Annotated in this window: 9 protein-coding genes; 2 read left to right on the forward strand and 7 right to left on the reverse strand. The window is 45.8% G+C overall.

What is annotated here, in order from left to right; genetic code table 11:
• Window positions 1-75: 75 nt before the first annotated feature.
• From ygjK to ebgR, 7 genes are all read right to left on the reverse strand, one after another.
• Complete coding sequence (ygjK, locus tag BCT34_RS09005; protein WP_076652323.1) at window positions 76-2,463, reverse strand: alpha-glucosidase; 2,388 nt, start codon at window positions 2,461-2,463, stop codon at window positions 76-78.
• Between the two features lie 15 nt (window positions 2,464-2,478).
• Window positions 2,479-3,561, reverse strand: a complete 1,083-nt coding sequence (gene ygjJ, locus BCT34_RS09010; RefSeq protein WP_076652326.1) for a protein YgjJ — start codon at window positions 3,559-3,561, stop codon at window positions 2,479-2,481.
• Window positions 3,562-3,962: 401 nt separating this feature from the next.
• Window positions 3,963-5,396 (reverse strand): amino acid permease, encoded by a 1,434-nt coding sequence (locus BCT34_RS09015; RefSeq protein ID WP_076652329.1) that lies wholly within the window; start codon window positions 5,394-5,396, stop codon window positions 3,963-3,965.
• 570 nt (window positions 5,397-5,966) lie between these two features.
• On the reverse strand, window positions 5,967-7,391 hold the full coding sequence (locus BCT34_RS09020; RefSeq protein ID WP_076652332.1) for an amino acid permease: 1,425 nt from the start codon (window positions 7,389-7,391) through the stop codon (window positions 5,967-5,969).
• 163 nt (window positions 7,392-7,554) lie between these two features.
• Window positions 7,555-8,007 carry a beta-galactosidase subunit beta gene (locus tag BCT34_RS09025; RefSeq protein ID WP_076652334.1) on the reverse strand — a complete coding sequence of 151 codons (453 nt, stop codon included), beginning with the start codon at window positions 8,005-8,007 and terminating at the stop codon, window positions 7,555-7,557.
• Between the two features lie 3 nt (window positions 8,008-8,010).
• The gene (gene ebgA / locus BCT34_RS09030; protein WP_076652336.1) at window positions 8,011-11,112 is read right to left on the reverse strand and encodes a beta-galactosidase subunit alpha; all 3,102 of its coding nucleotides are present in this window, start codon (window positions 11,110-11,112) and stop codon (window positions 8,011-8,013) included.
• 324 nt (window positions 11,113-11,436) lie between these two features.
• Entirely contained in the window at window positions 11,437-12,420 is a 984-nt protein-coding gene (gene ebgR / locus BCT34_RS09035) for a transcriptional regulator EbgR (protein ID WP_076652339.1), read from the reverse strand.
• A gap of 392 nt (window positions 12,421-12,812) precedes the next feature.
• On the opposite strand from ebgR, the gene galE reads away from it, so the two are divergent.
• Window positions 12,813-13,823, forward strand: a complete 1,011-nt coding sequence (gene galE / locus BCT34_RS09040) for a UDP-glucose 4-epimerase GalE (RefSeq protein ID WP_076652342.1) — start codon at window positions 12,813-12,815, stop codon at window positions 13,821-13,823.
• 274 nt (window positions 13,824-14,097) lie between these two features.
• Window positions 14,098-15,150 carry a UDP-glucose--hexose-1-phosphate uridylyltransferase gene (locus BCT34_RS09045; protein WP_076652344.1) on the forward strand — a complete coding sequence of 351 codons (1,053 nt, stop codon included), beginning with the start codon at window positions 14,098-14,100 and terminating at the stop codon, window positions 15,148-15,150.
• Window positions 15,151-15,179 lie beyond the last annotated feature (29 nt).

Raw genomic sequence — 15,179 nt, forward strand, 5'->3', positions numbered from 1 at the left:
GATACTGAGTGCCAAAACCTGAAATTTATGAGGTTACATTTTCATTGAATTTCAGAAGACAGGTATAGATTTGATTTACTCCGCGTCAGTAAAGAAATCGTTGTAAAGCATGTACAAGTGAGCTGCACTCCAAGAGAAGTTTGGCGCACCTTGCTGCTCACCGTTCAATGGATTGTAGTTCTCACGGATAGGGCCGTCTTGCACCAAGCCATCAGCGTGGTCGAAGAAAGCGCCTGCCATTTCAATCGCGTCATCACGGTAGCCATAGCTGTCCATGCCTTTTAGGCCGAAGTAGAATTGGTCTACCCACACACGTCCACGCCAGTAAATATCTGGGCCAAATGCTGGGCTAGAAAGCGCCGCAGTCCCCAGTGGAACGTAAGTGTTGAACTCTCCTGTATCTTTCATCACAGAGACAACCGCATCAGCGTGATCTTGCGTTGCTGCGCCATTGAACAGCGGTGACCAACCCTCAGGGCCTTTGCCACGTTCTACTATCGGTTTACCCGCACAGCCGTTGGCTAGTGGTTTATCTTCAATGCGAATGTCGTAGAAGAAGTTAGTGCCTTCATCGAACATACAGGTATTGATGTAGTTCGATAGGTGCTCCGCCTTTTCGCGGAACTCTTTTGCTTCAGCGTCTTTACCCAGAATGTCAGCCATTTCCGCTAGGTACTTGTTATCGCTGTACATGTAGCTTGCTTGGTCAACAGACTCTTGCAGCAGTGAGTAGCCCAGTAGTGTGCCGTCTTCCGCGCGGTTTTGAGCGAATTCAACGTCCCAATCACTGCGCTTTCCGCCATTTGCGACATACGCGTCTAGCTGATCTTTATCGATAAAACCAAAGGCGGCTGCATCGTCACGACCTGACTCCCAAGATGCGGCGGTTTGAGCCGGGCTTTCGATGTAATCGTAATTACCTTCAGCCACGACTTTATCGAGTGCTGCTTGACCTACGACTGTTTCATGTTTGTCGCCACGAACCACAGTGAAGTACATTTCACCTTCAGGTGTGTTGTGTGCTTTATCACGCGCTGCTCCATATTCTGGAACACCGTTGCCGTTGTTATCACGGTTACGTAGCCACCAATCGTGGTATGCCACTAGCTTTGGATACATCTCTTCTAGCCAAGCTTCGTCGCTGGTGGTCTTATAAACTTCCATTACCGCCCATGCTGCTAAGCTCGGTTTGGTATTACGTTCATTCCAGTTACCGCCGTCGCCGCCACGTTCTGGGCTTAGGTTGTAAGCCAATAGATCTGGCACGTAACCTTCATCCCAAGGGCGAACTGTATCGTCTGCTTGAATTTGGTAGGCGAACATTGCACGGATGTTGTCTTTCGCTACGTCTGGGTTGAAGTGCGCCATTGCGTAAGCTTGTTTCCATGTATCCCACGGCCAAGTTTGGTTGCCTGAGAACCAACGTGCAGTCACTGATGGTGTCACTGAATCAAACTCCATCGCACCTGCAGCGCCACGCCAGTTACCGTTTAGGGTTTCCATCGCTTTTACCGCAACACGTTCTTGTTCTGGTGTTGCGTTCGGGTTGGTTAAACCCATCTTTAGGTAGCCTTCCCAACGCTCTGCTGATGCCGCTAAGAAGTCGGTAGGGTTTGCCATGATCTTTTTGATTTCAGGCTGTTCCGCTTGTGCTTCTTCGGCCGTCAGAACATGCGAGTATGTGGTGTAGATAGTCGTCGATGCTTCAATGTTTGCCGTTGAAGTAAATGCTAAACCATCAACTGTAGTTTGCGTTGGAATTGATTTGTGAACTTGGTACTCAGACTCACCTGAGGTCAGCAGATCCCACGTTGAACGTACCTTACCAAAGGTGACTTTCAGGCCATCGTCGGTTGCGACGATTTGACGGTCATACTCAGGGTAAGTTTCAGCGATGGTTTTGTCGGTTTGCGCCACGCCTTCTTTCGCGTGGGTCTTTTCCAGTAGCTTACCATCCCACACCAATTCAACCGGTGAGTTGGTAGTGATTTTGGTTTCTAGCAGAGAGGTACGGTTTGAAGCAAAACGCATCGTCATTTCTACTGTCACATTGTCAGATTTTAGTGTCTGAACCAATGCGCCCGGTAGGCTGTAAGCTTCCATGGTGAATGCGACTTCTTTGCCATCTTTGAACACGCTTAGGCGGTCAAAGTTATCTGCCATGAAGTTAATGTATTCTTCGGTAAGTAGTGCTGTACCTGGGAATCCGCCCATTCCTTCCGTTGTGTCTGGCAGCAAGTGACCGTGCCATGCACCTAAGTCGAAGAATGGGTTGAAGCGCTGGTGGTCATCGAAGTCGTAATCTCGCATGTATTCTGGCGAACCTGTACGGTCGATAACGTTCTTAAATTCGTTTGCTTGCAGTTGCTCTGTGTCAGAGCCTGAGAATGAGTTTGATGTACAGCCAGTAACAACAAGTGCTGCGCCGATAGCGAGAGCTGCGAATGATTTATTCAGTTTCATGATGAGTTCCTGTTATTACCAGTAGAAGTATTGCATTGCGAACACTTGCGCGTCGCCGATTTCAGTGTCGCTGCCTACGCCAAAGCGGCTGTCGAAAGCTGTCGCAAACGCGCCGTTGCCGTATTCGTACCAAACGCCGGCATTGATGTAAGAGGTGACTTTATTTTTAGCACTGTCAATTTCGTTATTCGCATAGTTGTAGGCTGCCGATAGGTAAATGCCTTGTGCTGCTTCATACCAACCACTGGCTTGAAAGCCTGTTTCGGTTCCATTTTCCTCACCAGTTTGTTCGTTATTCTGATTGCCTTTGTTCGTGTCATGCCAAACTCTAGCAGCAACATTTTTATACTCGGCACCAAATAGCAATAGTTCACCGCCATCGTTGTTACGAACTTCACCACCACCCATTAGGGTTAAATCGTCAGTCAGATCGTATTGGAGGTAACCATTGACCATGGCGTTCTTGTCTTTCCATTGGTCTGCGAAGCTATCGTATTTACCGAAGTGAACGAGAGCATCATCTTCAGAGAAGTCAGACTCTGGCGCGAATGAAACACTGTAGCGAAGCTTGCCTTCTAGGTTTTGGAACTTCACACCAACATTGACGTCGCGTGTATTTGAGATCACGTAGCCGTACTCGACGGTTGGGTCTCCCCACCATTGAACGTCATCAAGGGATGAGTCCATACGGCCGACAATAAATTCAGTTTTGGCATCGGTGCGGTAGCCAGCGTAAAAACGGTTAAAACCGCCTTCAAAGCCGCCCCAACCATGGCCAGTTGCCCATGCATTACCTTCGTCGTCGGCTTGCACTGTCCAACCTTCCATGTAAGCAAGACCAAACCAATTGCCGTGCTCGATAGCTAAACCTGCTTCGATGTAAGTGCCGTCTGCATAACGGCCTTTATCATCACCTTCTAGCGCTACGTGGCCACCAAGGCCAAGCTCTCCGTAAAAGTTAAACAGCGTTTCTGATTCTGTTTTAGGGGGCTGAGTGTCGCTGTGGTTAGCCGCGGTTTCATCAGCGTGCGCATTAGCCGTAAGGGCAGCAAGAATACAACTTGTAATAAGAGTCTTTTTAGTAAAACTACTTTTCATTTTGTTCACTTCTGTGTCGGGGTTATAAATGAAGCTTCGTAAGCAGTTCTGACTTCTAATATGGGGTGCTCTTCAAGGCGTATATGGTCAGGTCACTTACGATCGCAAAACCAATATTAATGATTATTTTTGTGTTTAAAATTAAATAAGCTTAAAAGTGTGATCTATTTTTAGTAAAAGTTTACTTACAATTTGTTTTGAGTTTTAGTTGAATGTATAAACAAATATCAGGCAAGGGATATATCGGTGTTGTGAATCTAATTTTGATGAAAGGAGTAACTCGGTAAATAGGATGTAAGGCGCAGCGATAAGAAAAAAGGGAAGCGAATAAAAAGGCACTCGCCAAATAGTGAGTGCCTAAGAGAGTTCAAATCAAGATTAAGACCAAGGTAAGGAGAACACTAGGCGTTAGCAGTTTCCGGCTTTGCTTCTAGTTTCTTCTCTTCTGGAGATAAGCTTTTCTCGTATTGACCGTATTTCCACCATGCGTAGCCAAGGAAGATTACTATCCCACCCACGTTGTAGAAGATGATGGTCATGATGTCTGCGCCAGTCGGGAAGGTTGATGCAAAGAAACCAACGGTGAAAATCGCGATAAGAATCGAAACCGCAGTGATACCAACTCGGCGAGAACCCATGCGGAAATCACGAGGTAGATGATCCAGTTTCACGCGCAGGTGAAGATACGCGATCATAATAAACAGTGGCGGTAGCATAGAAGCTGCTGCAGTCATATTGATGATGGTGCTCATCAGATCTTGTACTGTGTCAGATGCCAATGTTGGGATGAACATTAATGGAATCACGATGAAGAACTGAACCCAAGCTGCACGCTCTGGTACACCTTGTTTGTTAAGCGCGATAGTCTTCTCGCCAAAGATGCCTTTAGGGATTTCAGAGAAGAAGATCTTAACCGGTGTCGCCGTCCACATCAGTAGAGAGCCCAACATTGCCGTGAATGAAACCACACCCACGAAACGGTTCATCAAGATTTCAGACAGTCCAAAGTGTCTTGCTAGTCCTTCAAATACCTGAACAGAGCCGCCTGTAAATTTAAGCTCTTCACGAGCAACAAATACGTTCGCTAACACAGACCCTACCGAGTAAAGCGCACCGATGAAGATACCCGCGATGATGATCACTTTAACGAAAGACTTGTGACCGCCTTTGATGTCGTTAACGTAAACCGCGACCGATTCTGCACCGCCTGCCGCCATGAAGATCCAAGTGATTACACCAAGGAACGCCCAGTTAAAACTTGGTGTCATGGCTTCGATGGTGATTGGGTCTGCTGGCTCGATACCGCCTACCAAAGCACCACCAGATAGCAAGATGTAAGACATCGTTAGTAGCAGCATCAGTGATGATGTTAGTGATGTGATAGGGCCCAGTAATTTCGCGCCGTTGTTAGAAATATGAGTCGCGACCGCAAACAAAATGGTACTTAGAATTGCGGTGGTCATTGGCGTGAATATGTATTCAAAACCTAAGAACGCATACGACGCATAAGCGATGATTCTAGGTAGCAGAGAGGTGAAGAAGAACAGGTTAACAAACCAGTATGTGTAAGCCGATATAAACGCCCAGCGACCGCCTAGCGAGCTTTTAACCCAAGAATAAACACCCGCTTCAGAGTCTTTATTCAGTGACACAAACTCTGCAACGATCAAACAAAATGGCACAAAGTAAAAGATGGTTGCTAGAAAGAACATCGGAGCCGAAGAAAGGCCGATCTCGATGTTGTTATTAATGATGTTATTGAAGCTATATACCGCCGCGAAGGTCATAGACAGTAGGGCAAATTTGCCTATCGTACTGCGTTTATTTTCGGACATGATGTTCTCCGGTGAATCACGTTGATGATCGTTATAACTTGGTCCTAGAGAGGGAAGCTCTAGGCCGCACTTTTATTGTTATGTTGGTTTGGCAAACACCCGCTTTGTTTTGTCAGGGTTGGCTCATTGTTGTTTTTATAGATTTACGATCGGACTTATTAATACTTTGTCTCTTTGTTTTCAGTAAATTTATTACCAAAACAAAGAGTTAGAGATTAAGAAGTTCATTGAAGAGATTGCTTGTTTCATAATCGACGATTTATAAGGCTTGTAGGGGCTTTGTGTCGCTTTTTTATATGAGTTAGTTTGTCTCTTCAGCAAGAAGATTAAAGATTAAGCGGCGGGAAGTTAATCGAAATTGATCAAATATGTGACCTTGAGTAAATAAATTTAGTTAATGTTTTACCTTGGTTTTTATTCGAGTTTTATTACCTGTTAATTGGTGTTTTTCGTGAACTGAAGCCTTGACGAAATACCGTTTTTATTTTTCGATTTGTTATTTAATTGCCTGATTTAAAACAAAAAAAGCGCCTTGATAGGCGCTTTTAAAATTTGAGCGAGTGCTGAATGTTACGATTGCTTAGCCGTTTCTAGCTTTGCGTCTTTACCTGCCTGCTTTTTTTCGAAGCGAGAAATCCACCACCAAGCGATACCTGAGAATACTGCGGTCATGAATACGTTGATAAAGAAGGCTTGAACGAGATCAACACCTGTTGGGAATGCAGACGCCGTCATGCTCACAACGAAGATACCGATTAGCACAGAAACCACAGCCATACCTTGAACTCGTGTACCCATACGGAAATCACGCGGCGTGTCGTCATGCTTCAAGCGGAACACAAAGTAAGCCACCATGATGAAGATAGGCGGAAGCATTGCGGTCCCTGCCGTTAGGTTAATTGCTGTGTTCATCATGTCTTGTACAGACTCAGAGCCGAAGCCGTTAACCACAAGCATCACGAATACAAACGCGAACTGCCACCAAGCTGCACGTACTGGCACGCCGTGTTCGTTGAGCTCTGTTGTCTTCTCGCCGTAAACACCTTTAGGAATTTCAGAGAAGTGAATCTTTACCGGAGCCGCAGTCCACATCATCATCGAGCCGAACATGGCAACGAACAGCACGATACCAACGAAGCGACCTGTTAGAGATTGTGAAATGTCGAAGTAGTTCGCCATACCTGTGAAGATTTCAACCATGCCGCCGGCGTAAGTCAGTTCATCACGTGCAACGAATACGTTTACCAATAGAGAACCAACTGCGTACATTGCGCCGATCGCGATACCTGCACCAATAATTACCTTGATGAAAGATTTATGACCACCTTTCACATCGTTTAGGTATGCCGCTGCGGTTTCTGCACCACCGGCTGCTTGGAAGATCCAACACATGATACCCAGCGTTGCCCAGTTGATGGTCGGTGTCATTGCTTCTAGTGTGATTGGTTCTACTGGCTCATGGTTTCCGCCCAGTGCCATCAGAGCACCGATAACGTAAATTGCGAACAGAGCAAATACACCGTATGCCACGATCTCTGCAATCTTACCTAACCAGCTCGCGCCTTTGGTTGAGATATGAGTCGCTGCTGCAAATAGAGCAATCGATATAGCCGATGTGACGACTGGTGAGAAGGCATATTCATAGCCCAACATCGCATACGATGCGTAGGCGATAACGTTGGGTAGTAGCGATACAAACCAGAAAAGGTTTACGAACCAGTAAAGGAACGAACCTAGGTAGGCCGCTTTTGTTCCTAATGGTTTTTTAAGCCAGTCATACATGCCTGACTCAGAATTTTTATTTGCCGATACGAATTCAGCAATGATGAACACGAATGGAATGAAGTAAATAAGGGTCGCAAGCAAAAAGATAGGAGCAGAACTTAGTCCCAATTCGATGTTGTTGTTTACGATGTTGCGAACGTTAAATACCGCTGCAAATGTCATGGAGAGTAGGGCAAATTTGCCTAACTTACCGCGTACAGATTCAGACATAGTGTCCTCCAAGGGTCACGTAATTATAGTCGTTATATCTTTAAGCTTCCTTGTAGGGAAGAAGCATAAAGGCGTTTACAGTGTGACTGAGCCTTGAACGGCAAGCCTCAGTGCACACTGGGAATAGATTTTGTTGTTGCTACTTTCGGTAGCTCAAACTTGGCTATTTATTGAGGAAGTAACCGTCTTCAATGGTCACTTTCAGCACCACTTTGCGAACTCGGTTATCACCATGGAAGCGGTACGCTTTGCTGTTATCAAAGATCGCCACTTGGCCTTCCACTAACTCGCGAGTCTCTCCGTTACCCATTAGGTGTTCACGGTCGGTTTCATCGCTGTAAGCTTGGATTTGTTCTAGCTCTGATTTCGCTGCGAACTCAACCGTTTCGCGACCTTCTAGGTAGTAGTGCACATCAAAGTAACGACGGTTGCCGGTGAAGTTTTCTGTGTTACGAGCCACGCCGTCTTCAATCATGTAAGCCAGTGAGTCACCAATGGAATACATCACGCCATCTTTGATGTTGCCGATGTTTTCAATCGCTTCTACACAGCGTTGCCATTTACGACCGTCGCGGTAAACGACTTTAAATTGCTCTAGGTTGTCTAAAACGATCATCGCTTATGCCTCGTTCTGTTGTGGTTGAGTTGTTGGCGTATTCGCCGTGAAGAACTCGTCACCAAAGTTATGATTAACCAATGCCTGTGCGTTGCAGTCGCCCGCTTTGAATGGCACTAGCGTTAGGCCGTAGCGGAACTCATCCATGTAAACACGGTAAGAGTCGAGCACTTCACTGCCCCAAGAGTTTGAGCCCAAGCCCATCACTTGGTGATCTAGGTTTAGCGTGATGTAACCGCTCTTCTCTAGCTCAACCGTGTGCTGCGCTTGATGCAGGTTTTGGTTGGTGTAGAACCATGCGCTGAAGTTAATTTCCTGCTGCGGTTTCACAGCAATACCATTGCCAGCGCGGCTTGAAAGCGCAGCCCAACGAACGTGTTGGCGGTTGCCGTTGTTTTGTGGGAACGGGTAGTTCTCGAACATGTCTGCAACGGTTGATTGGTACACATCAATCATGTTGGCTTGCTTGCTGTCTTGGTAGTTCTCTTCAGGGCCGCGGCCGTAGTATTGAACTTGGTCGAAGTCACCATTGATGCCCATGTCGAAGCCAATTACTGGAATCACGTGTGGGTAATCACCGTAGCGTGCGCCGCTCAGTTCAACGTTTAGCTGACCTTCTGCACTGATCTGGTAGCGATATTCACAGCGCATACCGAAATCAAATACTGGTGGAGCAATGATGCTGGTGGTGGTGATCTCTACCTTGCCATTTAGCTGTTCAACGTTAAGCGTGCGGAAGTGCTCCTGCATGATCTGTAGGTGTGCAGGCTCCCAGTAACCATCGTGCTCTTGCTTATGGTTATCGATCATTGGCTTGAAGAAGTTGATTCGTGGCTCTGACTTAATCATCTCTTCGCCATTGACCAACCATGACGTCAGCTTGCCGTTCACTTTCGAGAAGTTCAGTGCAAAGTTATGGCCTTTGATTAGGTAAGCGAGACGAGACTCTTCAACATTCAGTGCTGTTGCATTGTTGTTCGTGAAGGCTTCTAGTTGTGCAGTGTTCTCTTTCACTTGGAACTGGTAAAACGCGATGTCGTGGTTCGCTTCGCTGTAAGGCGTGCGAGAGTCTTTGCGCACAGTAAAGTTTACAAATACCTCGCGCTCATCAAGTTGTGGCAAGTTAAGTGTCAGTTCACGGCTAGAGTTTTCAGCTAGCTCTTCAACCTTGATGTGTTGCACTGCAATGGTTTCACCTTCAGCGCGGATTTCCGCAGTGATGGTGTAGTCATCAATGTTTGAGAACCACAGCTTGTTATCAACGGTGAAGGTGCCAGTTTGAGCATCGAAATCACGAAGCTTCACAGGGGCAATCACTTGTTTGTACTCTTTTAAGCCTGGACCAGGTGTTTGGTCTGGGTAGATCAAGCCATCCATACAGAAGTTGTAGTTATTCGGGTAGTCACCGTAGTCACCGCCATACTTGTAGAACTCTGTACCCGCTTCATCACGCGCTAGAATGCCGTGGTCACACCATTCCCAAACATAGTGACCTTGAATGGCATCATGCTTGTAGAACACGTTTTGGTATTCGGTTAAACCGCCCGGGCCGTTACCCATCGCATGTGCGTATTCACAGATAATGCGTGGTTTTTCGTGTGGGAACTCGCCGAAGGCATTCATCAATTGAGCACGTGAGTACATGGTTGAAATGATGTCGACCACTTCAGCATCACGGTCTTCTTCGTAGTGAACTAAGCGGGTGTCATCAATCGCTTTTGCTGCATCGTACATAGAGCGAATGTTACAGCCGTAGCCTGACTCGTTACCTAGCGACCACATGATGATTGAAGGGTGGTTCTTCTGAGCGTGAATATGACGTTCGATACGCTCAACAAACACCGCCTCCCATGCAGCATCGTTCGTGATGCGGCTTAGATCGCCAACGTTAGCAAAGCCATGTGTTTCGACATCGGTTTCACCCATCACGAATAGGCCGTAGATATCACATAGTTCGTAGAAGCGTGGGTCGTTAGGGTAGTGCGCAGTACGTACTGAGTTGATGTTGTGTTGTTTCATCAACACTAGATCTTTCTCTACGCGATCCATGCCGACAGCACGGCCTTTTAGGTGGTCGTTGTCATGACGGTTAACACCATGCAGCATTACGTATTTGTTGTTGATGTAGAACAGACCATCGCGAACTTTAATATCACGGAAACCAACACGTTGCGGAATCACTTCCAGCACTTTGCCGTCAGAGTCTTTTAGCGTTAGCAATAGTTGGTAAAGGTATGGGTTTTCAGCGTTCCATTGAACTGGGTTAACCACATCAATAGAGAATTGAGTATCTACATTGCCGTCGACAGTGAGGTTATCTACTGAGCCTTGCGAGATAACTTGGCTGCCATCAAGCAATGCGTACTCAAGGGTTGCGTTTGCCGCTGCTGCTAGGTTTTCTAGTTCCACTTTGCACGATAGGGTAGCGCTCTGGTAAGCGTCATCGAAGTCAGTGCGAACCGTCAAATCTTGAACGTGCAACTGTTCTTTACCAATAAGGTAAACATCACGGAAGATACCGCCAGTCCACCACATGTCTTGGTCTTCAATGTAAGTTGAGTCGGCCCACTGCATCACACGAATAGAAAGTAGGTTGTTGCCTGCTTTTACCTGGCTAGAGATATCGAACTCAGCGGTTAGGCGGCTACCTTTGCTGAAACCTACATATTCGCCGTTTACGTAAACTTCGAAGTAAGTTTCAACACCATCAAATTTGATGATGGTTTGTTTCTCGTCCCAGCTTTCGCCAAGGAAGAAAGAGCGTTGGTAAGCACCTGTCGGGTTGTCTGATGGTACGAAAGGTACATCAATTGGGAATGGGAAACCTTCATCTGTGTATTGAAGATCGCCGTGGCCTTCCATTTGCCACATGTTTGGCACCGTGATGTTGCCCCAGTCGCTCATTTCCTGAGAGTAGAACTCTTCAGGAACCAATAGTGGGTTGGTGAAATAGCTGAAATTCCATTGGCCACTCAATAGTTGGAAGTGGCTGCTCAGTTCACGCTGAAACGTTTTTGCATTTTTTTCTGATGCGTACGAGAAGAAGTATGCACGCGGTGCCATACGATTCTCATGTAAGTTCAGGAAGTTTTCCCAGTTGTTCACGTTGCCTCTCTCTCGGTCTAAATGTAGTTTGCTGACCGACGTTCTTATGCGTAATTGGGTCGTAGTGAATACGAGTATTTTTGGACTGAGGTAATTATTAGTAAAAGTTTTACTAAATGAAATTGGTGAAAACGTTTTACTTTAACTTCATCACGTTTTTTGTGCTCTTTTTACGGTGCTGTGTGATCCACTTAAAAGAATGCTATTGGCTGATTTATGCAGTAGGTTAAAGAGGGATATATGTGGAGATTGATGTATGTGATGGGCACAAAAAAGGCCACCTTTAATAAAGGTAGCCTTTATTTATCTATTTGATATATATGATTATTTTGTTGTGTTGCGCAGCTTGAGTTTGCTTGGTACATAGACGCGCAGTGGGATAGTGCGGCCGTCGCGTACTTTCTCAATTAGCAGGTTAACGCCTTGAATTCCCATTAGTTCAGAGTGAATACGAACCGTTGATAAAGATGGGAAGGTAAATTTAGCTGTTGGGATGTCGTTTACACTAATAAGCGCAATATCTTCAGGAATGTTTAATCCATGCTCATGAACTGCTCGTAAAACGCCAATTGCGATGGAATCTGACGCAATAAACAGGGCTTTAGGGTAGTCGCCCGTGGCTAGCATTTGTTTTGCAAGCTTATAACCTGAAGAGCTAGAGAAGTCACCTCGGTAGATGTCTTGCTCACTAACAACGTTCTTGAGGCTACCGTATTCAGCAAAGGCTACTTCGCGAATATCAGGGGTATTGATGTCGTCTTGCCCACCAATAAAGCCGATACGTTGATAGCCTTGGTTGATAAAGAAGTTGGTGATCTCTTTACTGATCAAAGCCAGGTCGATATCGACAGAGTCATAAGGTTCTGAGTGATCGGTGAAATCGACATAACAGATATTATCGCTCAGCTTTTTAGCTTGCTCGATAACCTCTGGTGTCATTCTTCCTACCAGCAAAACACCGGTGATCGGCGCTGAACTTATTTGTATGTTGCTTTCATAACAGTTAGTTAGCTTAACTTCCATCTTTTCACATTGGGTTTCAATCCCGTGGCGAATCGATAGGTAGTAAGGGTCGTTAACCTCAGCTTCTTGCTTGTAGTTATACAGTGCTAGGAAGTGATGGTTTTGTTTTTTACTGCTAACGGTTTTTCGTGAGCTGCTGGTTTTGTATTCCAACTTCTCTGCAATTTCAAAGATACGCCTTTTGGTCTCTTCCTTGACGCTTAATGTTGGATCTTCATTGAGAACCCTTGAAACTGTAGCTAATGATACATTTGCTTCAGTCGCGATATCTTTTAACGTTGCCATAATCACTTCCTGTTATTGGAACATTGCGCTGCTTTGACATTGGTATTTAGTAAAAAGCAATGCACCTCTTTATTTTACAGACCTATTGTAATCAAACTGGAAGTCATTGCATTAACTTTTAGTAAAATAAATTCTCAACTCCCCTATGATGTCTCAAATCTAACTATCTATAATTATCTTATTAAAATTCAATGAATTAGAAGTTGATGGTTATACATTATCTCTATGTCATGAGCAGTTCCAATGATTAAAGTTAGTGTAAACGTTTACACTTCGTGGTTTTGATCACAGAATTATAGGCAAAATGGCTGCTACTATTTCTGTCATACGGTGCTACTGGGCTGAATATCAGTTCGAGTTAGCCCACGGATGACGACAAAGAGAGGTTGATTGTGAAAGTACTGGTTACGGGCGGCATGGGTTACATCGGAAGTCATACATGCATTCAAATGATACAGGCAGGTATGGAGCCGATCATTGTTGATAACCTCTGCAACAGCAAAGAGCTAGTGCTGGAGCGAATTGAAGTGTTGACTGGTAAGCGACCAACTTTTTATCTTGGCGACATTCGTGAACAATCATTTTTAGATAGCGTGTTTGCCAAGCATGATATCCAAGCTGTGATTCATTTTGCAGGCCTGAAAGCGGTTGGCGAGTCAGTGGCTAAGCCTTTGGAATACTACGATAACAACGTTAATGGTTCACTTGTGTTAGCTCGAAGCATGAAGAAAGCGGGTGTGAAAAGCATCGTATTTAGCTCTTCGGCTACCGTTTACGGTGATCCAGAAGTGGTGCCAATTACTGAAGCTTCACCAACTGGCGCTACTACCAATCCTTATGGTCGCAGCAAATATATGGTTGAAGAGTGCTTAAGCGACCTGTTCAACGCGGAGAACGATTGGAGCGTAACTTTACTGCGTTACTTTAACCCAGTAGGTGCACATCCATCAGGCACTATGGGTGAAGACCCGCAAGGTATCCCAAACAACCTGATGCCATTTATTGCTCAAGTTGCTGTTGGTCGCCGCGAAAAGCTGGCTGTTTTTGGAAACGATTACCCAACACCGGATGGAACAGGCGTTCGTGACTATATTCATGTAATGGATTTAGCGGATGGCCACGTAGCGGCATTAAAAGCGGTTGGCGAAAAGGCTGGCCTACATATTTACAACCTGGGTACAGGTAAAGGTTCGAGTGTTCTAGAAATGCTGCAAGCCTTTGCTGAAGCATCGGGCAAGCAGATTCCTTACGAGTTGTGCCCGCGTCGTGCTGGCGATATTGCCGCATGTTGGGCAAGCACTGAAAAGGCTGAACGTGAGCTTGGTTGGAAAGCGACACGTAGCGTGATGGAGATGACGGCAGATACGTGGAATTGGCAGTCGAAGAACCCGAATGGCTACTAGCCTGCGTAATTGAAGCTACCTAACTGCAACTCCAATTTCATGGGGAATGCAGAGATAAGAGATGAGAAAAGAGAGATTCCAGATATCTCGTACCTCGATTCTGGAATGACGAATGAGCACAAGGCTACGAAGCGGTTGCCTTTGCACTATTAGCATAACGAGATTGCACGTCATTCCCTACAGCGAGGAACGAGCGTGATAGGGAATCTCCTTGTAGAAGAATTATTCATCTTGGTGAATTGACCAAGACACAAAATTTGAGAGTAATCTAAGTATGTCAAAAGTTGAATTTAACCCAGTAGACCATCCGCACCGTCGTTATAACCCATTAACGGGTCAGTGGATCTTAGTATCACCGCACCGAGCAAAGCGTCCTTGGAGTGGCCAAGATGAAAAACCATCGACAGCGCAGCTTCCTGCGTATGAGAAAGAGTGTTTCTTGTGCCCAACCAACACACGTATCTCGGGGGATGAAAACCCAGATTATGACGGCACTTATGTATTCAGTAATGATTTCGCGGCGTTGATGCCTGATTCACCTGACGCTCCAGAGTCTGATAACCCTCTATTCAAGACTCAAGGTGTACGTGGGTTGAGCCGCGTGATCTGTTTTTCTCCGGACCACAGCAAAACGTTGCCAGAGTTACCAATAAACAAAATCCGTGGTGTGATTGATACATGGAATGAACAGATTGAAGAACTAGGTAAAGACTACCTTTGGGTTCAAGCGTTTGAAAACAAAGGCGAGACCATGGGCTGTTCTCAACCACACCCGCACGGTCAAATTTGGGCGAACAGCTTTCTGCCAAACGAGATTGAACGTAAAGAAAAGCTACTGAAAGAGTACTTTGAGCAACAAGGTTCAAACCTGTTAGTGGATTACGTTGAAGCCGAAATGAAAGACGGTTCACGCACTGTCGTTGAAACGGAACACTGGATTGCTGTAGTTCCTTACTGGGCGGCGTGGCCATTTGAAACCATGCTGTTACCAAAAACACACATCCGTCGTATGAGTGAATTAACTGACGAGCAGCGTGACGATTTAGCGCTTGCGATTAAGAAGCTGACCAGTCGTTACGATAACTTGTTCCAATGCTCATTTCCTTACTCGATGGGCTGGCACTACGCGCCGTTCTTTGAAGAAGGCACTGACATCGATCACTGGCAGCTGCATGCTCTGTTCTACCCGCCACTGTTACGCAGTGCGTCGGTTCGTAAGTTCATGGTGGGCTACGAAATGTTGGCTGAATCTCAGCGTGATTTAACCGCAGAACAAGCGGCGCAGCGTCTACGTGATTTGAGTGACGTTCACTATAAAGAGCAGTAATACGCGGGTTCTTAGATAACGAGCGAGAT

It is taken from the genome of Vibrio sp. 10N.261.45.E2, assembly GCF_002875705.1.
In the GTDB taxonomy this organism is placed as follows: Bacteria; Pseudomonadota; Gammaproteobacteria; order Enterobacterales; family Vibrionaceae; genus Vibrio.